24 protein-coding genes are annotated in these 26,622 nt (G+C 32.8%); 3 read left to right on the forward strand and 21 right to left on the reverse strand.

Annotated elements, in window-relative coordinates:
- Positions 1-796: 796 nt before the first annotated feature.
- From BLV91_RS09130 to BLV91_RS09190, 13 genes are all read right to left on the reverse strand, one after another.
- On the reverse strand, positions 797-1,513 hold the full coding sequence (locus BLV91_RS09130; protein ID WP_091432102.1) for a response regulator transcription factor: 717 nt from the start codon (positions 1,511-1,513) through the stop codon (positions 797-799).
- A 2-nt stretch (positions 1,514-1,515) separates the two neighbouring features.
- Positions 1,516-3,099: a sensor histidine kinase gene (locus tag BLV91_RS09135; protein ID WP_091432104.1), complete on the reverse strand. Its 1,584-nt coding sequence runs from the start codon at positions 3,097-3,099 to the stop codon at positions 1,516-1,518.
- Between the two features lie 59 nt (positions 3,100-3,158).
- Positions 3,159-3,755 carry a dephospho-CoA kinase gene (coaE, locus tag BLV91_RS09140; RefSeq protein WP_091432106.1) on the reverse strand — a complete coding sequence of 199 codons (597 nt, stop codon included), beginning with the start codon at positions 3,753-3,755 and terminating at the stop codon, positions 3,159-3,161.
- 1 nt (position 3,756) lies between these two features.
- On the reverse strand, positions 3,757-4,755 hold the full coding sequence (locus BLV91_RS09145) for a glycosyltransferase family 2 protein (RefSeq protein ID WP_091432108.1): 999 nt from the start codon (positions 4,753-4,755) through the stop codon (positions 3,757-3,759).
- Positions 4,756-4,881: 126 nt separating this feature from the next.
- A complete protein-coding gene (locus BLV91_RS09150) occupies positions 4,882-5,691 on the reverse strand; it encodes an enoyl-ACP reductase FabI (protein ID WP_175513988.1) in 810 nt (269 codons plus the stop codon).
- Between the two features lie 105 nt (positions 5,692-5,796).
- Positions 5,797-6,987: an enoyl-ACP reductase FabV gene (fabV, locus tag BLV91_RS09155; protein ID WP_091432113.1), complete on the reverse strand. Its 1,191-nt coding sequence runs from the start codon at positions 6,985-6,987 to the stop codon at positions 5,797-5,799.
- A gap of 106 nt (positions 6,988-7,093) precedes the next feature.
- Positions 7,094-8,746 carry a DNA repair protein RecN gene (gene recN, locus BLV91_RS09160; protein ID WP_091432115.1) on the reverse strand — a complete coding sequence of 551 codons (1,653 nt, stop codon included), beginning with the start codon at positions 8,744-8,746 and terminating at the stop codon, positions 7,094-7,096.
- 53 nt (positions 8,747-8,799) lie between these two features.
- The gene (gene porD / locus BLV91_RS09165; protein WP_091432117.1) at positions 8,800-9,684 is read right to left on the reverse strand and encodes a type IX secretion system protein PorD; all 885 of its coding nucleotides are present in this window, start codon (positions 9,682-9,684) and stop codon (positions 8,800-8,802) included.
- Entirely contained in the window at positions 9,677-10,888 is a 1,212-nt protein-coding gene (coaBC, locus tag BLV91_RS09170; protein ID WP_091432119.1) for a bifunctional phosphopantothenoylcysteine decarboxylase/phosphopantothenate--cysteine ligase CoaBC, read from the reverse strand. Before coaBC ends, porD begins: the two co-directional genes overlap by 8 nt.
- Before the next feature lie 6 nt (positions 10,889-10,894).
- The gene (locus tag BLV91_RS09175) at positions 10,895-11,212 is read right to left on the reverse strand and encodes a DNA-directed RNA polymerase subunit omega (RefSeq protein ID WP_007138306.1); all 318 of its coding nucleotides are present in this window, start codon (positions 11,210-11,212) and stop codon (positions 10,895-10,897) included.
- An 8-nt stretch (positions 11,213-11,220) separates the two neighbouring features.
- The gene (locus BLV91_RS09180; RefSeq protein WP_091432120.1) at positions 11,221-12,015 is read right to left on the reverse strand and encodes an outer membrane protein assembly factor BamD; all 795 of its coding nucleotides are present in this window, start codon (positions 12,013-12,015) and stop codon (positions 11,221-11,223) included.
- Positions 12,016-12,153: 138 nt separating this feature from the next.
- Complete coding sequence (dapA, locus tag BLV91_RS09185) at positions 12,154-13,035, reverse strand: 4-hydroxy-tetrahydrodipicolinate synthase (protein WP_091432122.1); 882 nt, start codon at positions 13,033-13,035, stop codon at positions 12,154-12,156.
- A gap of 6 nt (positions 13,036-13,041) precedes the next feature.
- Complete coding sequence (locus tag BLV91_RS09190) at positions 13,042-13,560, reverse strand: DUF6913 domain-containing protein (protein WP_091432124.1); 519 nt, start codon at positions 13,558-13,560, stop codon at positions 13,042-13,044.
- 48 nt (positions 13,561-13,608) lie between these two features.
- Between BLV91_RS09190 and BLV91_RS09195 the strand changes: the two genes are divergently transcribed.
- Positions 13,609-14,388 carry a 5'-nucleotidase C-terminal domain-containing protein gene (locus BLV91_RS09195; protein ID WP_091432126.1) on the forward strand — a complete coding sequence of 260 codons (780 nt, stop codon included), beginning with the start codon at positions 13,609-13,611 and terminating at the stop codon, positions 14,386-14,388.
- Positions 14,389-14,510: 122 nt separating this feature from the next.
- The gene (locus tag BLV91_RS09200) at positions 14,511-15,422 is read left to right on the forward strand and encodes a bifunctional metallophosphatase/5'-nucleotidase (RefSeq protein ID WP_091432128.1); all 912 of its coding nucleotides are present in this window, start codon (positions 14,511-14,513) and stop codon (positions 15,420-15,422) included.
- Here BLV91_RS09200 and BLV91_RS09205 read toward each other — a convergent pair.
- The 7 genes from BLV91_RS09205 to rpsF form a co-directional block, all read right to left on the reverse strand.
- The gene (locus BLV91_RS09205) at positions 15,408-16,103 is read right to left on the reverse strand and encodes a hypothetical protein (protein WP_091432130.1); all 696 of its coding nucleotides are present in this window, start codon (positions 16,101-16,103) and stop codon (positions 15,408-15,410) included. The two genes, BLV91_RS09200 and BLV91_RS09205, sit on opposite strands and share 15 nt — an antisense overlap.
- A gap of 15 nt (positions 16,104-16,118) precedes the next feature.
- Positions 16,119-18,116 (reverse strand): NAD-dependent DNA ligase LigA, encoded by a 1,998-nt coding sequence (ligA, locus tag BLV91_RS09210; protein ID WP_091432132.1) that lies wholly within the window; start codon positions 18,114-18,116, stop codon positions 16,119-16,121.
- Between the two features lie 77 nt (positions 18,117-18,193).
- Entirely contained in the window at positions 18,194-18,667 is a 474-nt protein-coding gene (locus BLV91_RS09215) for a DUF6495 family protein (protein WP_091432135.1), read from the reverse strand.
- Positions 18,668-18,854: 187 nt separating this feature from the next.
- Complete coding sequence (locus BLV91_RS09220) at positions 18,855-22,007, reverse strand: TonB-dependent receptor (protein ID WP_091432137.1); 3,153 nt, start codon at positions 22,005-22,007, stop codon at positions 18,855-18,857.
- Positions 22,008-22,106: 99 nt separating this feature from the next.
- Complete coding sequence (gene rplI, locus BLV91_RS09225) at positions 22,107-22,544, reverse strand: 50S ribosomal protein L9 (protein WP_007138296.1); 438 nt, start codon at positions 22,542-22,544, stop codon at positions 22,107-22,109.
- Between the two features lie 65 nt (positions 22,545-22,609).
- Entirely contained in the window at positions 22,610-22,906 is a 297-nt protein-coding gene (gene rpsR, locus BLV91_RS09230; protein WP_022828230.1) for a 30S ribosomal protein S18, read from the reverse strand.
- Positions 22,907-22,909: 3 nt separating this feature from the next.
- Positions 22,910-23,251 carry a 30S ribosomal protein S6 gene (gene rpsF, locus BLV91_RS09235; RefSeq protein ID WP_007138294.1) on the reverse strand — a complete coding sequence of 114 codons (342 nt, stop codon included), beginning with the start codon at positions 23,249-23,251 and terminating at the stop codon, positions 22,910-22,912.
- Between the two features lie 165 nt (positions 23,252-23,416).
- On the opposite strand from rpsF, the gene BLV91_RS09240 reads away from it, so the two are divergent.
- Positions 23,417-24,112 carry a LytR/AlgR family response regulator transcription factor gene (locus BLV91_RS09240; protein ID WP_091432139.1) on the forward strand — a complete coding sequence of 232 codons (696 nt, stop codon included), beginning with the start codon at positions 23,417-23,419 and terminating at the stop codon, positions 24,110-24,112.
- A 10-nt stretch (positions 24,113-24,122) separates the two neighbouring features.
- Here BLV91_RS09240 and priA read toward each other — a convergent pair whose 3' ends face one another.
- A complete protein-coding gene (gene priA, locus BLV91_RS09245) occupies positions 24,123-26,576 on the reverse strand; it encodes a replication restart helicase PriA (protein ID WP_091432141.1) in 2,454 nt (817 codons plus the stop codon).
- Positions 26,577-26,622: the final 46 nt, after the last annotated feature.

Below are 26,622 nucleotides of genomic sequence, written 5' to 3' on the forward strand. Positions count from 1 at the left end.
TTTCCCGTGTTTCACTTACTCAATATATTAAAGAACTTATTCGTTGTTGCGGGTGCAAAAGTACCACCTTTATTGACTAATTCAAGCTTTTTATTGATGTTTTTTTTATTTTTTCTTAACTTTAATTTTAACACGCTGAAAACCCGTGTTTTGAAAGTATTTTTTTTCTCCCGAAACTAATCGAGACTCTTAGAAGAGAAAAAGAACTTAATGGAAGTGATTTGACCATATAATGTAGTATCAGCTAATAACTATCTTTAATACGTATGATTTCTTTACTGGTTGACCTAAATTCAACTTTGACCACTACTCCCTAGCCCTGATAGTAACGGAAATCCTTATATGCCGGCGTTCGGCATTTAAGATTGCAGTGAATAGCAGGAAATAGCTCCTAATAAAAAATGAGAGTTCAACACGACATACAAGTCACAAATCAGCAGCATGACTTTTATAAAAAAATAACTAAATGTCTACCTATATATGAGCATTAAAGAAACCCATATATAGTGAGCCGTTAATCCTCCTATTCTTAAAAAGAATAAATCAAAACGAACAGTTAATCAACTTTACTCTCTAACTACATTTTTAAAATATTACCCTCAAACTAAAAAAGCCTTTGACATACCTATAGACTTATAAAACATAGAGTTCTTCCTTTTTACACTAATAAATAACTATGCTTGATTTTAGCTAACAATATGTTTAAAGATACATCCCAATAATTCGAGAAGTAGTGTAGCTTGTTTACAAATTCAACAAAAAAAAAGGCTCCGATTTCTCGAAGCCTTATGTGATTTTATTTCTCAACTTTGTTTTTAACAACTAGTCTAAATCCTTCACCGTGTATATTAAGAATTTCAACATCCTCATCTAATTTAAGATATTTTCTTAGCTTAGCGATGTAAACATCCATACTTCTAGATGTGAAATAATTGTCGTCTCTCCATATTTTAGTCAACGCCAATTCTCTTGGCATTAAATCATTTTCATGCAGAATCAACATTTTCAACAATTCATTCTCCTTTGGAGACAATTTAATAGGTTCTTCACCATTGAAAGTCAAGAATCTCAATTTTGAATTAAGATGAAACTTTCCAATATTAAATTCATGTTGTACTTGTTCCGTTTTAGTATCAGAAGATTTTCTTTGAATGATAGCTTTTATTTTCATCAGTAACACTTCAGAATCAAAAGGTTTATTCAAATAATCATCAGCACCAGCTTTATATCCTTTTAACACATCCTCTTTCATAGATTTTGCGGTAAGAAAGATGATTGGCACTTCACTATTTTTTTCTCTTATTTCCTTTGCTAATGTATATCCATCTTTATACGGCATCATGACATCTAGAATGCATAAATCGTATGTATCTTTTTTAAATTTTTCAAAGCCTTCCATACCATTTTTGGCAAGAGTAACATCAAAATCGTTAAGCATTAAATAATCTTTAAGCACCGCACCAAAATTAAGGTCGTCTTCTACTAAAAGTATTTTTTTATTTATATTTTCCATATCTAATTTATTAATGGTATTTTTATTATGAAGGTACTTCCTTTTCCCTTTTCACTTTCTACATAAACCTGACCATTATGGTCTTCTACTATTCTTTTCACATAGGCCAAACCTAAACCATGCCCTTTTACATTATGTATATTCCCTGTATGCTCTCTATAAAATTTTTCAAAAACTCTTTTTTGAGCTATTTTACTCATTCCTAAACCATTATCAGTCACCTTTATCAGAATCATGTCTTTAACGTTCTCAGTAACTACTTCAATTTCTGGAGTGTCTGGAGAATACTTTATGGCATTTTCTAAAACATTCACAATTACATTTGTAAAATGAACTTCGTTTATTAAAACTGTTGTTCTAGTAGCATCAAAATGAGTTGTTATCTTTCCTCCTCTGTCTTCCAAAATTAAGTTAACATGTTCAATCGCATCATTAATAACTTCTTCTACATCACTTGACTCTTTTTCGATATCAAGCTCTTTTTTCTCCAATTTAGAAATCCTTAAAACATTTTCAACCTGAGCATGCATTCGCTTGTTTTCATCACGAATCATCTGTAAGTATTTAAAAACCTTTTCCTTATCATCAATTATCTTTGGATTCTTAATCGCATCTAAAGCTAAGTTAATTGTAGCAATAGGTGTTTTAAACTCATGAGTCATATTATTAATGAAATCTGTCTTGATTTCAGAAATCTGACGTTGACGTATCAGCTGATTTAATGCACTTGTATAGGCCACTAAAATGATTAACGTAAAAATAATTGACAGAACTGTGATACTTACCAATTCAGATAATAAAAACTTTTTCTTGTGTGGAAAACTAACTAATAATTTATACTTTTCATTCCCCTCATTATCAGCATAAACAGGTATTGAATAGGTTAATTCCTTATCATATTTAAAATCAGCAGATTTAACGTTTGTAGCTATACCATTACTGTAAATTCCGAATTCAAATTTTGTTTTTACACCTGATTGCTCTAATTCTTTTTTGATTAATTTTTGTAGTGTCTCTTTTGAAACTCTTTCTTCCAAAGGCATTGCGGCTGCAATATCCTTATAAGATATCTCAAATTGCACTTTATCTAATACATCCAGATTTCCAGATTTTTCAATCGTCACATCAGGAAGTAAACTTTGTTGTAAATTTGACTTATCAACTGTGTTATTATTATAAACTTCAGTTACACGTTTTGAACTGAAATTTTTAAATTTATCATTATTTAATTTTTTATTAAATAATGATGATGAAATATCATAATCTTCAGAAATAATACTATTTGAGTAAACAATAGTTTTATTTGTTTTCGTGTTTCTTTGAAAGTAATAAACTTCTAATAAATCTTCTTTCTGTGGAATTTTTCCTGTACTATCTTTTATTCGATTATATTTATCGTAAAATCTATATGCTTCTTGTTTTTGAAGTTTATCAGCTACGTTTCCAATAACTTGAGTTACATGAAACTTAAACTGCTCATCATTGTTTTTAAATGAAGTATTAAACCAATACACCTGGACAAGAATTATTCCTATTAAGGATAAGCTCATCAACAAAACTAGTAATCTAAAAAAAAGTTTATTCATCGGAACAAAATTAACATTTTAACAGTATGGATGATAATCTATTAACCAAACATTAACATTTAAGAGTCCTTTTGTTTTATCTTCAAAATTTTAAGAATTTCTTCTGTTTCTTTTTTAGCAATTTCTGAATTTATGTTTTCAATTACAAAATCACTTTTTGAAATACGCTGTTCATCAGTCCATTGCGAATTAATTCTTTTCAAAACTTGTTCCCGAGTTACTCCATCCCTTTTCATTACTCGTTCAATTCTCGATTCCAATGGCGCAGATATTGTTATTATCCAGTCAAAATTTTTGTAGTTGCCGTTTTCAAATAAAATTGCAGCTTCATAAACAACTAAAGGAAAGTTTTTATGCTCTAATAACCACTCTTTAAAATTTTTTTTTACTGCAGGATGCACAATTGCATTGAGAAGTTCCAATTTAGCTGGATTGCCAAAAACAATTTCAGCAAGAGCCGCCCTATTCAAAATATCATTATCAAAAATTGAGTTCCCAAACGTTTCTTTAATGGCAGTTATTATCTCAGCTGATTGCATTATGTTTCTTGCCTCGTCATCAGCAATATAAACAGGAATCCCTAAGGATCTAAAATGATTAGCAATAGTGGTTTTACCACTTCCAATTCCGCCCGTTAAACCAATAATTTTTGTCATATCAAATTTTAAAAAACAATTCAGGAAAAGCGTCTTGAGGTTTCTGCTTCAATACAATAACCTTCAAAAATGATTCCATAAAACCAATTCCATATCCATAAAACTGCTTCCAAACAGCGATTAAAGACAAATACCCAATTTTAATACTCTTATTCTGATAGCTAGAAACTAGAAATAAGACTAAAAAATATATAAAATACAACTGCAGCAATAAGTCAAAATTAAAAACCACCAATAATAAAGCCACCGCAAATCCGCTAATAAAAACGGAAGGAAAAAAGAAAGTTAACTTATTATATTTGGGATACCAGCTATTAAGAATTGGTCTCGCTTTACCAAATTTATTAACCTGAACCGAAAATTTATCCCAATCTATCCTTCTCTTATGATATACATACGCATTTGCGAACAGTTTGGTTTCAAAACCAAGATTCCAAAGTCGGATCGATAAATCAGGATCTTCACCTGGATGGATATTCCCAAAGCCATTAGAAGCTTCATAAGCTTTTCGAGACAAACCCATATTAAAACTTCTAGGTTGAAATTTATCAATCTTTTCAGAACCACCTCTAATTCCACCAGTAGTAAGAAACGAAGTCATTGCAAAATTGATTGCCTTTTGAATATCCGAAAAACTATCAAGAGCCTTATCCGGTCCGCCAAAACAATCCACATAATTTCCCTTCAAAGCTTTGTCAACTTCGCTCAAGTATTGCGCAGGAATAATACAATCAGAATCAAATATGATAAAATAATCTCCTTTGGCTTTTTTCATTCCATAGTTCCTAGAATCACCAGGCCCTGAATTTTCCTTATAATAATAAGAAATGGATAATTTAGCTTGGTATTTATGCACTACCTCCTCACATTTTATCGAGGAGCCATCTTCTACTATTACTATCTCAAAATCTTCTTTATAATCACTTTTTGACAAACTTTCTAAAAGCTCATCTACTTCATCTGGACGGTTGTAAACTGGAACAATTAACGAAAAAAACATATTCTTATCAGAGGTATTAATTATAAAATACTGGGCAAATTTTCAACAAAGATATACTTTATCAATAAAAAAACCATCAATTAATAATTGATGGTTTTTATAAATATTTTGATATAAAAATCGCTCTTATTCAAACATTTCCATAACTTCTTGACTGACTCCCATATTTGAAAATCCCCCGTCGTGAAGCAAGTTTTGTAGTGTCACCATTTTAGTTAAATCTGAAAACATGGACACGGTATAATTTGCACAATCTAAAGCGGTTGCATTACCTAACGGAGACATTTTATCAGCAAATGCTGTAAAACCTCCAAAACCTTTCACTCCTTGACCTGCTTTTGTAGCTGTTGGCGATTGTGAAATTGTATTTACTCTCACTTTTTTATCTCTACCAAAGAAATATCCAAAACTTCGAGCTATAGATTCTAAATACGCTTTATTGTCCGCCATATCGTTATAGTCTGGAAAAACACGTTGCGCAGCCATATAAGATAGCGCCACAATACTCCCCCATTCATTCATAGCATCTTTTTTATACAATACCTGCATTACTTTGTGAAAAGAAACAGCTGATACATTCCATCCCTTTTCTGTATAATCATAATTTTGATTAGTATAATGATTCCCTTTTCGAACATTTACAGACATTCCTATAGAATGCAAAACAAAATCAATCTTACCACCCAAAACTTCTACTGCTTTGTCCACCAAAATTTCTAAATCAGCTACAGAAGTTGCATCAGCAGGAATTACTTGGGAACCCGTTTTTTGTGCTAATTCATCAATTGTCCCCATACGAATTGAGGCTGGCGCATTCGAAAGTACAAAAACACCACCTTCTTCATGAACTCTTTCCGCAGTTTTCCAGGCAATTGAATTTTCATCCAACGCTCCAAATATGATTCCTCTTTTTCCTTTTAATAAATTGTACATAATGAATTAATTTAAAGTCAATAAAAAAATGCATCTTAATTTCTAAATGAATAAAACCATTATGAAATTAAGATGCATTATATAAAATTTTAATCTGTTAAAACCAGATTATACTATACTTGAAACATTTACCATTTCATCTGCTTCTGCTTTGTAGTCTACACCTTCAACATCAAAACCAAATAAATTGTAGAAATCCTTTCTATATCCTTCTAAATCTGATATCTCAGATAAGTTTTCGGTAACCGCCTCATTCCACAACTGTGCTACTTTTTCCTGAACATCAGGGCGCATCTCTAAATCATCAATGCGAATACGTCCTTTTTCATCTGTAGCAACTTCTGCACCTGAAAACAGTCTGTCTTGATACAAACGTTGAATTTGCTCAATACATCCTTCATGAATTCCTTCTTCTTTCATTATTTTATACAATAAAGAAATATACAATGGAATAACCGGAATTGCTGAACTAGCTTGAGTAACTAATGCTTTATTTACTGAAACATACGCTTTCCCGTTAATGTCAGCTAAGCTATCAGTAATGCTAAAAGCAGTAGCTTCTAGATGATCTTTAGCTCTACCAATAGTACCTTTTCTATATACTGCCTCAGTTAATGACGGCCCAATATAAGAATAAGCAACTGTTGTAGCGCCTGGAGCCAACAAGTTTTCAGCTTTCAAAGCTTCAATCCACATTGACCAATCTTCACCTCCCATTACAGCAACCGTGTTTACGATATCCTCATCATTGCAAGGTTGTATCGAAATTTCAGAAACTTTTCCAGAATGAAAATCTACAGTCTTATTAGTAAAAACGCCTCCAATAGGTTTTAATACTGAACGATGTAAAACACCAGTAGTTGGATGCATACGCACAGGCGAAGCCAAACTATAAATGATTAAATCTACTTGTCCTAAGTCCTTTTTTACAAGGTCTAAAGTTTGTTTTTTTACTTCATTAGAAAAAGCATCTCCATTGATACTTTTTGCATATAAACCAGCTTCATGAGCTTCCTTTTCAAAAGCTGCAGAGTTATACCAACCTGGAGAAGCTGTTTTTCCTTCACTAGGAGGTTTTTCAAAAAACACACCAATAGTTGATGCATTAGATCCAAAAGCACTTGTTATTCTTGATGCTAAACCAAAACCAGTTGAAGCTCCGATAACCAATACTTTTTTGGCTCCATCGATAGCTCCTTTTGACTTGACATATTCAATTTGATTTTTAACATTTTGCGCGCATCCGTCTGGGTGAGATGTCGTGCAAATAAATCCTCTCATTCTAGGTTCTATTATCATAATATCTAAAATATATTTTTATTTTTCTTTAATGTAAAATGTAACTAAAACTGTGATTCTATCTCGTAAAATTCACTATTTTGATTGACAAATATAAGCCATTTATTTAGTTCAACAACGCTTTTGCATGATTTAAGGCCGAATCTGAGATGACTGTCCCGGATAACATTTGAGCAATTTCAACGATGCGTTCTTCATCCGATAAAAGTTTCAGCTCTGATTGTGTATCATCTCCTACCGTTGATTTAAATACTTTGAAATGTGCGTCCCCTTTTGCAGCAATCTGAGGTAAATGGGTGATAGCAAAGATTTGCATATCTTGACTCATCTCTTTCATAATCTCTCCCATTTTGATTGCTATTTCTCCAGAAACACCCGTGTCAATTTCATCAAAAATCAAAGTAGGTAATTTTGAATATCGAGCTAATATTGCCTTTACGGCTAACATAATTCTCGACATCTCACCTCCAGAAGCCACTTTTTTAAGCAAGCCAAAATCAGTTCCTTTATTAGCTGAGAATAAAAACTGCAATTCATCTTTTCCATTATTGAAATACGTTGCCGTTTTATTCACTTCAATATTAAAACGCACATTAGGCATTCCTAAGGTTTCTAATATCGTTACTAATTTTTCCGATAAAACAGGAATCGAATCAACTCTGTTGTTATGAATAGTCCCCGAAAGTATATCTAATGCAGCTGCTTTTTCTTCTATCGCATTTGCTATTTTTGAAATTTCACCTTCTAAGTTACCCAATTCCATAACTGAGTTTTCTAAATTAGTTTGGATTTCCAATAATTCCTCAACAGAAGAAACCTGATGCTTCTTTTGCAGATTATAAATCAACTGTAATTTCTGGCTGATCAAATCCAACTGTTCAGGGTCGTTAATCAGCTTATCTGAACATCTATTCAATTCGTCTGAAATATCATCAAACTCTATTGCCAAGCTTGCTGTTCTTTCTAATAAAGAACTGTAATCTGTAGAAAAGGAAGCTATTTTTTGCAACGCAACTTTAATTTCCTTCAAATTATGCAAAACACCAATTTGCTCCTCATTAGCAATAGCTAAAGATTTATCAATTGACTCTTTAATAATCTCAACATTATTCAATTTTTCGAAATCAGCCTCAAGAAGCTCTTGCTCACCTGATTTCAATTGCGCCTCAACCAACTCGTTTAACAAAAATGTATTGTACTCCTGTTCTTTGATTGATTCATTTTGTCTTTTGACCAGCGCATTCATTTTAGCCTTATCCGCTTTATAACTTTTTAAAAGTGATTGGTACTCTAAAACTACTTCGTTATTACTACAAACAGCATCTATAATTTTGAACTGAACATTTTCATCTGAAAGCTCTTGTGTTTGTTGTTGTGAATGGATATCAATCAAGAACAAACCCAGCTCTTGTAGTACTTGAAGATTCACAGGACTATCATTAATAAAAGCTCTTGATTTTCCAGAAGGAAGTATTTCTCGTCGAATGATAGTATCACCTTCATAGTCCAAATCATTAGCCTCAAAAAAAGGAGCTAGATTATATTTGGAAATTTCAAAATGAGCTTCAATGATACACTTTTCTTCTTTATTTTTTAAAGAAGTTAAGTCGGCTCTTTTCCCTAAAACTAATCCCAATGCACCTAATATTATCGATTTACCTGCGCCGGTTTCCCCTGTAATAATTGAAAAACCTTTGGAAAAATCAATGGATAATTTTTCTATTAAAGCATAGTTTTTTATCGATAGTGTGGTTATCATCTATATTTTTTTATAATGAAGATTTAAATTTGGTATTGAATTGAATGGGTAATCTAATATTTAATCAATTCCCATTTACCTGAGTTCAAAGGAGAAGTTTTATTCAAACTCTCTATTAGATCAGCTACGGTAATACTTGGACCACCAGAAAAAACGGAAAGAATTTCATCTGATTTCGCATCAAAAAATACCCGAGTCAAAAAAGCATTGGGTTTTGATGCATGTAATTTATTCAAATTCAATAAGGCAGACTTTATTTTTTCTTTAGCAGATTTCAAATCCTTGGCCATTACATCAAGGCCCGAGTGGTATTCAAATGATGTTTTACGTATTTCTGAATATGAAGGAGACATAATGTCGCTTATAAGAAAATACCTGTTTTGGTTTCCATCAATTTGACTCCAACCTTTATAGCCACTTTGTTGTGCCACATTTGAAATGTTTTGAGCCACTTCAAAATTTGCATTTCCTGATTCCAATACAAAGCTATCATCATCCATTCCCAATATCATATAACTATAAAAGGAGATAACAGAAACCAGATTTGATTCGAATGCTGTAGGGTTGAAAAGCAAATTTTCAAATTCAGTATATCTAAAACTAAAATCTTTGTCGTTGTAGTTTAAAACTGGTGAGCTATACGATGAGTTATAAATGGGTCTTGAGGATTGCACTTGAATCGTACATGAAAATTGATCTGAATTATTTGATAACACAGTGATATACATCGAACAATTTACCTTTTCATTTTGCTTGTAATTTTCCCCTGTCCAATCTGTCTTATTGACAAATTCAGTTAGCGAGTTTTCAAGAGTTTTAAAAACCTGCTGATTTGCATTAGTCAATTTATCTGAATTTACCGTAACCGTACAGTTTAGCTGTTGCGCTTGCGTAAGCCCAAAAGTCAATAGTAGGAAAAATGTAATTATCTTATTCATTAAAATGCGCTATTACTTTATTTAAGATATCATCAGCAACTGCTTCTTTCGATTTCAGTTCCATAGGTTCAATATTGAAATCCTTATCAATAAAGGTCACTTTATTGGTTGGTTCCCCAAAACCAGCTCCTTTATCTTGCAAAGAATTTAGAACTATCAAATCTAAGTTTTTTTTCTGGATTTTACCTTTTGCATTTTCAATTTCATTTTCAGTTTCCAAAGCAAACCCTATTAAAAATTGATTCTTCTTAATGATTCCCAAAGAAGCCAGGATATCTTTCGTTTTTTCGAGTTCAATCACAAAATTATCTGGGGCTTTTTTTATCTTTTGCGTAGCAACATGCTTTGGTTTATAATCCGCAACAGCTGCTGCTGCAATCGCAACATCTACTTGATCAAAATACTGGTGACAAGCGTCATACATTTCCTGACCTGAAACTACATTAATGACTTTAATCAAAGAATGATCTGCCTTAAAAATAGTAGGACCTGAAACTAATATAACTGAAGCACCAAGATTAGCAGCGCTCTTAGCAATATCAAATCCCATTTTTCCAGATGAATGATTTCCTATAAAACGAACAGGATCGATTGCTTCATAGGTAGGTCCAGCAGTAATTAGAATTTTTTTTCCTTTTAGTGGTAATCTACTTTCTAAGTCCTCTTCAAGAAAAGAAACTATATTTTCAGGTTCAGCCATTCTTCCTTCACCGGAAAGACCACTTGCTAATTCTCCGCTTTCTGCAGGAATTATGGTGTTCCCAAAATTATGCAAAGCAGTAAAACTTGCAATTGTTGAAGGATGTTTGTACATATCCAAGTCCATTGCAGGTGCAAAATAAACAGGACATTTTGCTGATAGATAAGTGGCAATAAGAAGATTGTCGCAAGTTCCATTCGCCATTTTTGACAAGGTATTTGCTGTCGCAGGCGCTATAACCATAAGGTCAGCCCACAGTCCCAACTCTACGTGATTGTTCCATTTTTCATTTTCTTCATCTTGATTGTAAAAACTGGAATGTACTGGATTTTTAGATAAAGTAGATAAGGTGAGCGGGGTTACAAAATCCTTAGAAGCAGGTGTCATTATCACTTGGACATGTGCACCTGCTTTTATGAAAAGTCGTACTAAAGACGCTGTTTTATAGGCGGCAATTCCACCAGAAATTCCTAGTAAAATATTCTTACCCCTTAAAACTGACATATAGTATTATTTAGTTGAATCTCTGTGGTATATTTTACCATCTAACCATTCTTGAACAGCTAAAGCGTGTGGCTTTGGCAATTTTTCGTAGAATTTTGAAACCTCAATTTGTTCTTTATTTTCAAAAACTTCTTCAAGACTGTCATTATATGTAGCAAATTCTTCCAGTTTTTCAGTCAATTCTTTTTTGATTTCAGAATTGATTTGGTTTGCTCTTTTAGCCATAATGGTTATCGCTTCATACACATTACCAGTAGGTTCTTCAATAACAGTTTTATTATATGTTATTGTATTTACTGGAGCATTCGTCTTTTTTAAATCCATGACTTTATTTATTTAGTAAAATTTTGTAAATCTTTTTCAACACGAGCTAACATTTCAGCTGCTTTCTCTTTATACTTAGTATCCGCATTAAACTTCACAAGGTTAGAATGAGCAGCTAATGCAACATTTAAACGTTCTTCCATTTTTCCGGGAACACTATTTATGGCTAATTGATATGCTGAATCAAACTTGTAGAACAACGCATCCTCTTTGAATGGAGTTCCCGGATAATCAGCTATGAAATTATCTAAAGCCACTAATGCCGATTTGAAATCTGATATTGTATTATATCCTTTGGCATTTTCGTAAACTTTCTTTTCAATTTTTTCGCTCAAAACTCTTACAGCTTCATTCGCTTCGCCCAAATACTCTGAATTTGGATATGTATCTATAAATACTTGTAATTTGTCGATTGCTTTAAAAGTATCTGTTTGATCTAAACTAAACACTGGTGAAAGCATTGAATAACTTTTAGCTCCTAAATAAGCAGCTTCCTGTACTTTTTCACTTTTTGGATATCCAGACACAAAACTTTCAAATTGATAACCTGCTAAGTAATATTGTTTCGTTTTGTAATACGATTGTGCAAACATGTAGAATAATTTCTCTGCTTGTGGCTTCCCTCTGTATGCCGGTGCAATTTGCTCAAAAAGACGTATTGCCTTTGTATAGTTGCCAGCATCATATAATTTAGTTCCCATTTCAAACTTTACAGCAACATCATCATTTTTTAATGCTTTTTGATATTCACTACATGAGCTAAAAAGAATCACGAAAAATAATAGAGATACAATTTTCTTCATTTTTTTTTATTTTTTTTAATCTTTTGGATTGCATACAATCCACAAAAAATCATACCACAGTTTCGGTGGCAAATTTAGTTATTAATTTAGCTACTACAAAATATTTCTTCCTTTAAAAAAAAGCAAGATTTTGCGGCCTTATTTGTCAATTTTTTTCACAAATTGATTTATTCTTTCGCGTAATGATTCATCAACGCTAACTAATGGTAAACGCACAAAATTCTCCGCTATTCCAAGGGATTGAAACACTTGTTTAATTCCTGCAGGGTTTCCTTGTTCGAAAATCATGTCAATACAATCATCTATTACGTATTGAATTTTATAGGCGGCATCGACCTTACGGTTTAAGCCTAATCGTATCATTTCAGAAAATTCTTTAGGAAAACCTTGTCCAATCACAGAAATAACACCCGCGCCACCTGCTAAAACCATAGGTAAAGCAATAATATCATCACCAGATATCACTAAAAAACCCTCTGGTTTATTTTTTATTAACTTCATCGCTTGCACGATGTCCCCAGCTGCTTCTTTAATAGCAACAATATTTTTAAAATCATTAGCCAAACGAAAAACTGTTGCCGGTAACATATTACTTGCCGTTCTTCCTGGCACGTTGTACAAAATTACTGGAATTGGAGATGCTTCGGCCACCATCTTAAAATGCTGATATATCCCTTCCTGTGTAGGCTTATTATAAAATGGGGAAACTGAAAGTATCGCAACAAAAGGCGAAAAGTCTCTCGTTTTCAACTCGGCAACAATTTTCATAGTGTCATTACCACCAACTCCAAGCACTAGTGGTAATCGACCATTATTACTTTCTATAACCGTCTTTATAACCAACTCTTTCTCGTCTTGAGTCAAAGTGGCGTTTTCTGCTGTTGTTCCTAAGATGACAAGATACTCAATTCCTCCATCGACAGAAAAATTAACGATACTTTTTAATGCTTCCGTATCAACTGAAAAATCTTCCTTAAATGGGGTTACAACTGCAACTCCAGTTCCTATTAATGATTGCATGTTAAATTATATTTTATTTAATATTTTTAAGTACCTAAATAATTCGTGAGTAAAAACTTTATAATTCTCAGCATTAGTATTGATCATCAAGTCATTTAATCTTTTATCAATTGCAGCAAAACCAACTTTGAAATGTGCTTTTGAATTATGTGTTACTACTAATAAAATAGCCTTTTCTACATCATAGTAACTGATCAACAAATCAAATTCCTTTGCGATAAAATCATTTACAGCCGCACTTTTTATTTCAGAATTCCAGTTTAACTGACTAGAACTAAAACTCGCTCTCACGGTGCTTTTGTTCTTTTTAAACTTATCCTTATAAATAATAACAGATATATCCTCTTCTAAAATACCTTTTTCAATAAGTTCGTGTATCAATAATGGAGTTTCTGAAAAATAACTTTGGTCTACAAGTAAACCAACCGTTTTAATAGGACCAGAAACTGAATTGCTTTTTACATTATGCAAACTGTTTTTTAATATTTTTTTTACCGAAAAATCTTTTATAAAACTTAAAAACATACTATTTTTACTCGTTTACAAAATTAAATTAATTAAGTCACATTATAAATGGTAAATCTAAAAAAGTATAACGATGTTTTCAAACTTTTTGTTATATTCTTAACATTGTTTTTCATTGTTTCCTGTGGGAATAAAATCCTCACAGTTACTAAAGTTGAAGGAAAGCAACTTCCAATCACCGAAAAAATAGACCAAAAGTCTGAAATAGAAAGTTTTATAAAACCTTATCGTGAACATATCGACAAAGATCTAGATAGCGTTTTAGCCTATTGCCCCGAAACATTAGATAAAACTGCTAATAATTGGCAATCGACTATTGGTAACATGATGGCCGATGTAATACTCGGTCGTGGTAATACTGTTTTTCAAGCTCGTGAAAACAAAACTATAGACATCTGTTTCCTAAATCACGGCGGTATTCGTGCTATTCTGCCAAAGGGAAATGTAACTGCTAGAAATGCCTACGAAATTATGCCTTTTGAAAACAGCCTTGTCGTTGTTTCTTTAAAAGGAGAGCAGGTCTTGGAAATTGTCAGCTACTTCATAAAAGAAAAACAGCCCCACCCACTTTCAGGAATGACATTTACAATTGACAAAAACAATCAACCAAAAAACATTTTAGTTCAAGGTAAACCCCTCGATATTAACAAAATTTATTATGTAAGTACTAATGATTATCTTGCTAATGGCGGAGATAATATGTCTTTTTTCAAGAAAGGAATCCATACTTATGATTTAGATTACAAGTTAAGAAACATACTAATTGATTATTTTAAAGAAACCGACACCATTAAGTCCATTCAAGACAATAGGATTACTGTTGAGTAAATTAAAAATGATTTAATACCAATACGCCTTTAGCCCCGATTGAAATGGAAATCCTTTTAATTTTTTCTTTAAAAATTAAAAGATTGTAATAGAAAGCGGGAAAAAGCTCCAAAAATAGACAAATGAAAAGAAGAGAATTTATAGAGAAAACAGCCGTGAGTACTGCAATGGTAGGTTTTGGTTTATCATTAAGTAGTTTCAGCAAACCTGATGTAAAACAAATTACTATTTTACACACTAATGACGTACACAGTCATATTGATCCTTTTCCTGCCGATGACCCAAGAAACCCAAATATGGGCGGTGTAGCGAGAAGAGCTTCATTAATTGAAGCGATTAGGAAAGAGAATCCTAATGTGTTACTACTGGATGCAGGAGATATTTTTCAAGGAACTCCGTATTTTAACTATTATGGAGGCGAACTTGAATTTAAATTAATGAGCATGATGCAGTATGATGCCTCCACAATAGGTAATCATGATTTTGATAATGGTGTTGACGGATTATATGCACAGATGCCATTTGCAAAATTCGAATTCCTTTCGGCCAATTATGACTTTAAAAACACCATGATGGACGGCCTGGTAAAACCTTATAAAATTTTTAATAAGAATGGTATTAAGATTGGCGTTTTTGGAATCGGGATTGAACTAGATGGCTTAGTTGACAAGAGAAATTATAAAGAAACTGTTTATAATGATCCCGTTGAAACGTCTCAAGAAATGGTTCGAATATTAAAAAAAGAGCAAAAATGCGACTTGATTATTTGTCTTTCCCATCTGGGTTATAACTATAAGAATGAACCTAATACAATTTCCGATTTAAAACTAGCCGCGCTTACTGAAGATATCGACTTAATAATAGGTGGGCATACCCATACTTTTCTTGATAAACCAACGGTTACTAAAAATCGAATAGGTGAGGAAGTCTTAGTAAACCAAGTAGGCTGCTACGGGATAAATCTAGGTCGAATTGATTTCTTCCTTGACCATAACAAAGCAAAATCATCTATGGGAAAATCAATCGTTGTCTAGACTCTCTACGGCAATCACAAACTTGTAAAAAGAGAAACAAACCATCGTGTTTAAAAACAAACTTATTGGTCTAAGACTGATTATCATAATACCTTGAAAATAAAACTTCTCAATCAATACTATAAAAGTCTGCATCAACGACATCAGTCCAAAAACGGATAACCAAATGTTTTTTTTGCTAAAACTTAACAAGTACTGAGATAATATAATTCCGCTTAGAGCAGAAATTAAGACGATTTGAGCAACTAAAATAACATAGCTTTTTACCCAAACATTTTCAGGAATAGATACCAAATACAAGAAAAACATCAAAAAAGGTATTGAAGCTAAAATTGAAGGGATAAAATCTTTGAGTTTTATTAACTTCGTTATATAGTATATCTGAATGATACGATGAAAGAATAGCGCAATTAAAGCATAAATAAGTATATTTCTATCGTCAGGAATAAAATACATTCTACCGATTAGCAAAAAAAACATATTAATAAAAAAAAGCGGATTTTTCTCCGTGGAAGAGTACCAATACAAAACCAACAGTATCATTGTATGTAACGGCTTAATAAAATATTGAATTCTAGAATCTGTAAAAATCTCGATTACAACCTCAATCAACCCTATTAAAAAAAACAATAGGATTAAGCCTATTTCAAGATTACTTTCTTTCCGAAAATCCTTCATCATTTTCCTTTATATATTTTAACTAATCAACTTCATGAACTCAGTTTCTGATAGTATTGGAATATTAAGTTTATTAGCTTTTTCTAATTTAGCTGGTCCCATATTATCACCGGCAACAACATAATCCGTTTTCGAAGATATGGAACTGCCTACTTTCCCACCGTTGTCTTCAATGGATTTTTTTAAATCATCCCTGGAAAATAGCTCAAAAACACCTGAAACTACAAATGTTTTACCAGCCAATTTAACAGTGGCGTTGGGATTTATTTTTTCAATAACTTCAAATTGGACACCATAACTTTTTAGCCTTTCGATGATAATTACATTTTCATTATTTTCGAAAAAATCAATAACGCTTTTTGCAATTCGTTCCCCTATTTCGTCTACCAAAACTAAATCCATCAAGGTCGCTTGACGCAATGCGTCAATACTCTTATAATGCTTGGCTAGTTTCTTTGCCACCGTCTCACCTACGAAACGAATTCCTAACGCATACAAAACACGCTCAAATGGAATTTCTTTAGAGTCAGCAACTCCTTTAACTAAATTTTCGGCTGATTTTTGCGCCATCCTTTCCAAAGGAAGAATTTGTTCAACTGTAAGTTCATATAGATCCGCATAATTGTGAACTAATCCATTATTGAAAAGTAACGCCACTGTTTCTCCACCAAGACCTTCTATATCCATCGCTTTTCTGGAAATAAAATGCTGGATTCGTCCAATAATCTGAGGAGGACAACCATAAAAATTAGGACAATAATGATTAGCTTCTCCTTCTCCTCTTACCAACTCTGTATGGCATTCAGGACAATGAGTAATATATTTCGTCGGTTCTGAATTCTCAGGTCGTTTACTTAAGTCTACTGCTATAATTTTAGGAATTATCTCGCCTCCTTTTTCCACAAAAACAGTATCTCCAACTCTAATATCCAGCTTTTCTATTTGATCAGCATTGTGCAAGGAAGCTCTTTTTACAATAGTCCCTGCTAATTGCACTGGTGATAAATTGGCCACTGGTGTAATTGCCCCAGTTCTTCCTACCTGGTAGCTAATCGAGTTTAATTTTGTAGAAACCTGTTCTGATTTAAATTTATAGGCCATTGCCCAACGAGGCGACTTAGCGGTAAAACCCAATTCATCTTGATAATGAAAGCTGTCTACTTTAACCACTACCCCATCCGTTTCATAAGGTAATTCATGTCGATGCACATTCCAATAATCTATAAATTGAAAAACTTCATCTAAATTACACGCTAGCTTAGCCTCTTTAGGTACTTTAAATCCCCAATTTCTAGCCGCTTTTAAACCTTCATACTGTGAATTAAATGGCAATTCATTCCCTATTAAAAAATAAAGCAAGCAATCTAATGGTCTTTTAGCCACTTCAGCGCTTTCTTTTAATTTTAAACTACCTGAAGCAGTATTTCTAGGATTAGAATAAGGCGTTTCTCCAATTTCGATTAAGTCTTGGTTCATTTTTTCGAAACCTGCAAAAGGCAAAATAATCTCTCCCCTAACAGCAAATTTAGCTGGATAATTTCCCTTTAATTGTAAAGGAATTGAACGTATCGTTTTAATATTGTTAGTAACATCATCACCTTGAAATCCATCCCCACGAGTAACGGCACGACTAAGTTTACCATTTTCATAAGTAATGCTAATGGATGCCCCGTCATATTTTAATTCACAAGTATATTCTAACGGCAGTTCTCCCAATACCTTTTGAATCCGCTTTTCCCATTCTACTAAATCCTCTTTTGAATAAGAGTTGTCAAGAGAATACATGCGGTATTCATGGGGAACTGTTTTGAAATTCTTCGTAATCGTTCCTCCCACTCTTTGAGTTGGGGAACTTTCATCATAATATTCAGGATATTGATTTTCTAAATCTTGTAGCTGCTTTAATTTCAAATCAAAATCATAATCAGATATGGTTGGATTATCCAGAACATAATAATTATAATTATGAAGATTAAGCTCTTCCCTTAGTTTTTGAATCGTATTTTGAATGTCCATAGAAAATAAAAATTGGCTATTTTAGTACTTGAAAATCGCGTACTAAAATAGCCAATTAAAAATAAATAACAACTGAATTACGATTCAATAATCGAATTTATTTGCTTGTATAGCTGACCGTCACTCAAGAAAGCACCTTGTTGTATTAATGCAAAAAGAGAACTATTACGTTCTTCAGAGAACTCTTTTTTACCTACCTTCATTTCGATGGTATCTGTAAACATATTATCACTAAGCCATTGTAATCCCTCTTTAGTTAAAAAATCAACTTCAGGAACTAATGATTTTAGAACTATAGACTGAACATGGGTATCGAAACTTTGGAAAAGAAAAATATGGCTTTTTGAAAAATGTTCTAAGTACTCCGCTCTTGTAAGTACACCTTCCCAAACTAAATCAGAAAAAACATCCAATTCTTGCTCTGCAACTTCTGGTTTTTCAGCTTTTATGGTATCCCATTCGGCTTTATCAATAGCCTGCGTAGCCAAAAATGTACTAAACTCCTGAGTTAACTCTTCAAATTGTTCTTTTGTTAATCTTGTATATTTCATGCTGATTTTAAATTTTAGAACCCCCTAAAAGAATTTATATTAATTCTTTATTTATGTGAATTCAACTTAGGTTAATTATATTCTCAATATGTAAATTCCATTGAAAATTCGACTGCAAATTTAAAATTTTTAAATAAAAAAAGCCTTCTTTTTCAAGAAGGCTTTTAAATTTATTAATTCCTTGGATCTAGAAAATATATCTAATTCCAAATTGCGCTTGCCATCTTGACAATAAACTAGCGTCGTAATTGAATGTTTTAGTTTGGGTACCACTAAAAGTATACGTTGGTATTTTTGTTGTTTGATCAACAGAAACTCCAATAGGTTGCACACTTGTAGGGTTTTGAACTAGTCCCCAATCAGAATTAAGAAGGTTTCCGATATTCAATACATCAACACTAAATTGAATTGTATTGGTTTTATCTCCTGAAACTTTGAAGTTATAGTCTTGCATTAATTTGACATCCCATTTTCCTCTCCATGGAGCTAAAGCACCATAACGCTCAGCATATTGCCCTCTTCTTCCACTCATGTACTCATCTTGACTAATGAATTTATCAAATGCCTCGCCTTGTCCAGCACCAGAAAAAATCATAGTGCTAATTTCAGTAGTTGTAGGTATATAAATTAAATCATTTCCACTTGCTCCATCATTATTAATATCTCCACCATAAGTATAGTTAAAACGACCTCCTTGTGCGTACTCGAAGAAAGTAGAAACAGTAGTAGACCATTTATCATTAGCATACTTCCATTTTTTTGAAGCTACACCTATGAAACGGTTTTTATCACCGTATTTAGAATTAGATAAAGTCGCATCATTTACATTTCCTAAAGCAGGATTAAAAGCAAATGCGTCACCAGCAATTTCTGCCTCTATAGAGTTTACATCTAATGATTTTAAATAGTTGTAACCTAAACTCGCAAACAAACCATTATCAAAATTCTTTTGTATTTTAATCGAAGTGTTAAATGCACTTCCTTTATTTGTGTTAGTCATTACATAACCATTTGTAGGAGCTGGAAAACCATAATCATTCCAAGTTCCTTGGTCATTAGTACCATAAATAGCTCTGTTATCAGCACCAGCTAATTGACTTGTTGGTTTTTTTAACCCCCAATTTTGAACTTGAACTCCATTTATATCCTTATTATACGATGCATCAACCGTCACAATATAGTTATTATCAAATTTGTGATCGTATCCTAAACTTGTTCTCCAAACCTGTGGAAATTTAAACTCTGGATCCACTACTTGGTAGAAAAAAGGATCTGAACCACCTACTTGATTTCCAATCCAAACAAAAGGAAGTCTTCCAGTAAAGATTCCTGTTCCTCCACGAAGTTGTTTTGTTTTATCTCCTGTGATATCCCAGTTAAAACCAGCTCGAGGTGACCATAGTATATTATTGTTTGGCATTCTTGTAGAGTCAAAATTAACTACACTACCATCTTTAGGATTGTAATAGTCAATATTTGGTACATACCCTTCTGAATTTTGAGTATCAATAAATTTTTGCGCTAAGTCTGAAGTATTAAAGTACAATGGCTTATCAGCTCTTAATCCGTAGATTAATTTAAAGTTGTCATTGATATTCCATTCATCCTGAACATATAATGCTAATTGACCAACATTTAATTCTGATAGGTTCCAACCTCCGTCTACACCGTCAGCTAAAGCATTTTTAGTATTAAAGGTGTTTTGTGCATCTGCAATTGCTTGAGCATAATAGCCATTTGCAATTTTAGTATCAAATCCAGCTAAGTCAGTACTGCCAAAAACATCAAATCCATAACCTTTAAGATTAAATGAGTTTTTGAACATGAATTTTTCGAATGAAACACCAGCTGTATAGGCGTGATTTCCCTTTACAATATTTAAATTATCAGTAATTTGAATTACTTTTTGATCTAGTTTATTATTAATAGAGAACGGCTCATGCCCTGCAATAATATAAGGAGAACCATCTTTGGTGATATTTATTACAGGAGCTGGTGCAGAAAATGGTCTTCTGTAATCATCAAAATGAGTATAACCAGCTTGTAATTTATTAGTTACTACTTCACTGAATTTTGAGTTTAACTCAACTAAGAACGAACTAATTTTATTATTTATTTGGTACCCAGAATTAGCGAATTGTAATGTAGTAGCATCTGGACCTCTACGAAGAATTGCTGTAGGGTGTGCAGGCTTATCTTTTGAAGCATCAAGGAAATTATAAATCACAGCCAATTTATGATTGTCATTTATATTCCAGTCAAATTTAATAATACCTTTATTAGAATCAGAATTATGTGTAAACCCTTGGTAAGCACCAGTATCGTAACCTAACTTCCCTAATTCAGTCGAAACATGCATTAAGTCAGTAGCTAAAACTCTAGATTCATTTACGTCTGTTGTTCCATTTCCGTCGTTTGCAACAAAGTTCGAACCTGAATCGCTTCTTTTATCGACTTCAAAATTAGCAAAAAAGAATAATTTGTTTTTTACAATTGGACCTCCAATACTTACACCTGCTTGAGTTTGTTCTAATGCAGGTACAAATATTTTCTCGCCTCTTACCTTACTACCAGTTAAGTCTTGATTTCTAAAGAAAGCATAAGCAGTTCCATGAAATTCATTCGTACCTGATTTTGTTACCGCATTTACAGAAGCACCAGTAAACCCTGATAATGTAACATCATAAGGAGCAGTAGCAACCTGAATTTGGTCTATTGCATCTAAAGAAATTGGCTGAGAACCAGTTTGTCCACCTGGAGTAGCTGCATCTAATCCAAAAGGATTATTAAAAACAGCTCCATTTAATGAATAACTGTTGTATTGATCATTTCTACCACCAAAAGAACCACCACTAGCTGAAGGCTCTAAACGTGTGAAATCTTCGGCAGATCTAGAAATTGTAGGCAAAGCCGTCAATTCTCTTCTTCCAATTGTAGTTTCAGCACCTGTTCTTCCACTTTGGAAAACTTTGTTTTTTGAACTGGTAATTGTAACTTCCTTTAATTGTTGACTTTCATCCTTCAACAAAACGTCTAAATTAAAAGCTTTCCCTAATTCAAGGTACACTTCATTGAATACCTGTGTTTGAAACCCAACATAAGTCACAGTAACTTTGTATGGCCCACCAACTCTCATATTCAACATGTTGTATCTACCATCAGCATTAGATGATGCTGAATAATTAGACCCTGTTGGAGTATGAGTTGCGTAAATAGTCGCTCCTGGAAGCGATTCCGAATCTGAACCTTTTACAGTTCCTTTGATACTGGATGTTGTCGTTTGAGCCATCATTGAGGTCAGACCAAAAACAATAAACAATAAAACAATAATTTTTTTCATTTCTTTGGATATGAGTTTATATCCGCGAAATTAGACAAAAAAAAATCACCCCTAAGGGTGATTTTAATATAGTTTTAACAAATTGTTAACATACTGTTATTATTCAGCAACAATTTCGTAAGGTAATTCGATAATTACATCTCTGTGTAAACGAACGCTAGCAGCGTATTTACCAGTACGTTTAACGATACCGCTAGTGATGAATTTTCTGTCAATTACTTGACCACCTTTTGCTAAAGCATCAGCGATATCAATATTCGTGATTGAACCGAATAATTTTTCTCCACCTGCTTTTGCAGTAATTTTAATTTCGATAGCTTTTAAAGTTTCAGCTAATGCATTTGCATCTGCTACAACTTTAGCTTCTTTGTGTGCTCTTTGTTTAAGGTTTTCAGCTAATACTTTCTTTGCAGAAGAAGTAGCTAAATGTGCATGTCCTTGTGGAATTAAAAAGTTACGACCGTAACCATTTTTCACAGTAACCACATCATCTTTAAATCCTAAATTTTGAACGTCTTGTCTTAGTATAAGTTCCATGTTGTTGTCCTTTTTTATAGAAGTTAGGTTTCATCTTTCAGAAAACCAACAACTGAGTTAAAATATTATTTAAGTAAATCCGCCACGTATGGCATTAAAGCTAAGTGACGCGCTCTTTTCACAGCTACAGACACTTTTCTTTGGAATTTCAATGAAGTTCCTGTTAAACGACGAGGAAGAATTTTCCCTTGTTCGTTTACAAATTTCAATAAGAAATCAGCATCTTTATAATCAATATATTTGATACCTGATTTTTTGAAACGACAGTACTTTTTAGTTTTGTTAGTTTCTATATTTAAAGGAGTAAGATATCTGATATCTCCGTCTTTTTTTCCTGAAGCAGATTGTTGTAATGTTGCCATGATTTAAGCTTTTTGAGATTTTAATTTTGTTCTTCTTCTTTCAGCCCAAGAAATAGCATGTTTGTCTAAACTTACAGTTAAGAAACGCATAACTCTTTCGTCACGTCTAAATTCTGTTTCAAAAGCAATAAGAACTTCTGCAGCTACTTTGAATTCGAATAAGTGATAAAAACCACTTTTTTTATTTTGGATTTCGTAAGCCATTTTTTTTAGGCCCCAGTCCTCTTTCGATACCATTTCGGCTCCTCTAGTAGTAAGAAAATCTTCAAATTTGCTTACTGTTTCCTTTACCTGAACATCAGATAAAACGGGATTTAAAATGAAAACAGTTTCATAATGATTCATAAATATTTATTTATTTGTTAATTTGGGTGCAAAAATACTCAAAAAAATTTAATAACCAATATTTTTTTCCAATTAATCGTTGAACTACAAAAACTCATTATAATATTTTGTTAAATTGAAAAATTAGCAATATATTTACTATTCCAAATCTTAAATGATATTGTCATGAAACTAAACTGTGTCGTAGTCGATGATAGTTCGATACAAAGAATGATTATCGCAAAGTTAGTTAACAACCATCCAAATTTGCATTTAATAGGCGATTTTTCGAACGCTATTGAAGCTAAAAGCTGTATGTCTATACATAATGTAGACTTAATCTTTCTTGATATTGAGATGCCTGTTATTAGTGGATTTGATTTCTTAGATGGATTAAAAATAAAACCTCAAATTATTTTTATTACCTCTAAGGCAGAATATGCAATGAAAGCATTTGATTATGACGCTACTGATTATCTTCAAAAACCAATAGCAATTGATAGATTTAATTCTTCCGTAAAAAGAGCGATTGATCTATACCTTTTAAAGAAAGACACCAAAGAAGAAGAAGGAGAACATATTTTTATCAAAAGCAATTTAAAAAAATTGAAGATTTTTACTTCTAAAATCAAATGGATTGAAGCTTTTGGTGACTACGTAAGAGTTGTTACGGATGATGATAGTAATCTAGTCCTTTCAACAATGAAATCTTTTGAAAATGATTTGTCGAAAAAGAAGTTTGTAAGGGTACACAAGTCGTATATTATAAACGTCGACAAAGTGGAACGCTTCAACAGCAAATTTGCAGAAATTGGAGTTACAAAAATACCTTTAAGTAGAAATAAAAAAGAAGATCTAGTTAAAGCCTTATCATTTGCATAAAAAACTACTTTTAATAAAAATCAACATTTACCGATACCTTAATAGCTCTATATTGAGCAACCGAATCAAAACTATTCAACATTTTCTGAATAGTTTTTTTTGTACCTGCCACTGAGATATTGTGCGGAATTTTAATTATAATGATTCTTATATATTCATTTCTAATTCGGCTTATAGCTGGTTCCTCAGGACCAAGCACTGGCATATTCAAGTTTAAATTCATTACTTGATACAACCACATTGCACCTTCCTTTAACTTGTTAAAATCACGCTGTTTAAGCGTCAGTTTTATTATCCTAAAATAAGGAGGGTATTTATAGATTTGTCTGTCGTATAATTGCTCATTATACATACCTAGATAATCATTGTTTGTAACTTGTTGTATTGTATTGTGATTTGGATTATAGGTTTGAATAATTACTTTCCCTTGTTTTTCAGAACGTCCAGAACGTCCAGATACCTGCACCATCATCTGAAAACTTCTTTCAAAAGCTCTAAAATCGGGATGATACAACATATTATCTGCATTCATAATACCTACCAAACTTACATTACCAAAGTCAAGTCCTTTGGCGAGCATCTGGGTTCCTACTAAAATATCGACTTCTCTATTTTTAAAACTGTCAATTATTTTCTCAAACCCAAATTTACCACGAGTAGTATCCTGATCCATTCTCCCTATTTTATTATCAGGAAAAAGTTCCATCAATTCCTGTTGGATTTGCTCTGTACCGAAGCCTTTGGTCGTCAAATCTACACTAGAACAACTGTGACAATTTGTAGGTTTAGCGACTGAATAACCGCAATAATGGCAACGCAATTGATTTTTATGCTTATGATAAGTCAAACTCACGTCACATTGTTGACAATGTGGAACGTGCCCACAAGTCATACATTCGAGTAAAGGTGAATAGCCCCTTCTATTTTGAAACAGAATAACCTGCTCCCCTAATGATATAGCTGTAGCAATACCTTCAATTAAAGTGTCGCTAAAATGACCCTTCATTCTTTTGCGAAAATATTTATCCTTTAAATCCACTAGTTCAATTTCAGGCATCATCACTTTGCCATAACGTTCACTAATTTCAACCAAGCCATATTTATCTGATTTGGCATTAAAGTAAGTTTCAATACTTGGAGTAGCTGAGCCTAAAAGCACTTTTGCCTTATGAAAATTAGCCAAAACTATAGAAGCGTCGCGGGCATGATAACGTGGTGCAGGATCAACTTGTTTAAAAGTCTGCTCGTGCTCTTCATCAACAATTATAAATCCAAGGTTATGGAAAGGTAAAAACAAAGCCGACCTCGCTCCTATTATAATTTGTGCTTTCTCAGAGTTTTTCAACACTTGCGTCCATACTTCAACACGCTCGTTATTATTGTATTTTGAATGAAAAACAGCAACTTTATTTCCAAAATAAGCACTTAATCTTGATACTAACTGGGTTGTGAGTGCGATTTCAGGTAATAAATACAGCACTTGTTTACCACTAGCAAGATATTCTTCAATCAACCTAATATATATCTCAGTCTTACCACTTGATGTCACCCCGTGCAAAAGGCAAACTTCTTTCTCGATAAAACTATCATTAATTGCATTAAAAGCTTTTTGCTGTGCATCGCTTAATTGCAAATGATCTTCCCTTGCTTCTCTGGTAAAATTGACTCTGTCTTCTTGTATAAAATAATCTTCAAATACTTCCTTCTCTATCAAAGCTTTTAAGGTTGCCGAAGTAGAATTAGCAGCCTCTACCAACTTTTTTACGCTGATAGGCTTTTTTTCAGAAGCATTCAATTGAAAAAATGCCAATACAATTTCTTTTTGCTTGTTGGCACTTTTTAACCTTTCCAACAATTCGCCTAATCCTTCATTTGATTCATATTTAGAATGCAAACGAATGTATCTGACTAATTTAGGTTTATAGCTTTCCAACATTTCTTCCTGAAGAATCAATATATTCTTGTCGATCAATTTTTGAATGACAGGAAAAATATTCTTCTTATTTAGAATAGCTACTATTTCTTGTATTTTAAGTGAAGATTGTTGCTGTAGCGCTTGATAAATCAAATACTCGTCATCAGAAAGCAGACTTTCATCAACGAAAACATCTGTTTTTTGAGAGATTACGGTTTCGCTTTCGAGTAATAGTGCACTTGGCATAGCGCCACGGTAGACATCACCAATTGCACACATATAATAGGATGCAATCCATTGCCAATGGGCAATCTGAATTTCGGTTACAATAGGATTTTCATCAAGAATTTGATGAATTTCCTTAGCTTCATATAATGTGGGTTGATTTTGATGCGTATCAATAACTAATGCCGTATAAACTTTACTTTTTCCAAAAGGTACTGCTACACGCATTCCCTTTTTGATGTAATTATACTCGGCTTCCGAAACGCTATAAGTGAATGTTTTAGCAAGGGACAGCGGTAAAATTACTTCGGCAAAAAAAGGCATTCTCTGAGTATTGTGTGAATAGGATTAGTTTTTTGAACAACAGAAA

The sequence above is a fragment of the Flavobacterium degerlachei genome (genome assembly GCF_900106645.1).
Classification (GTDB): domain Bacteria; phylum Bacteroidota; class Bacteroidia; order Flavobacteriales; family Flavobacteriaceae; genus Flavobacterium; species Flavobacterium degerlachei.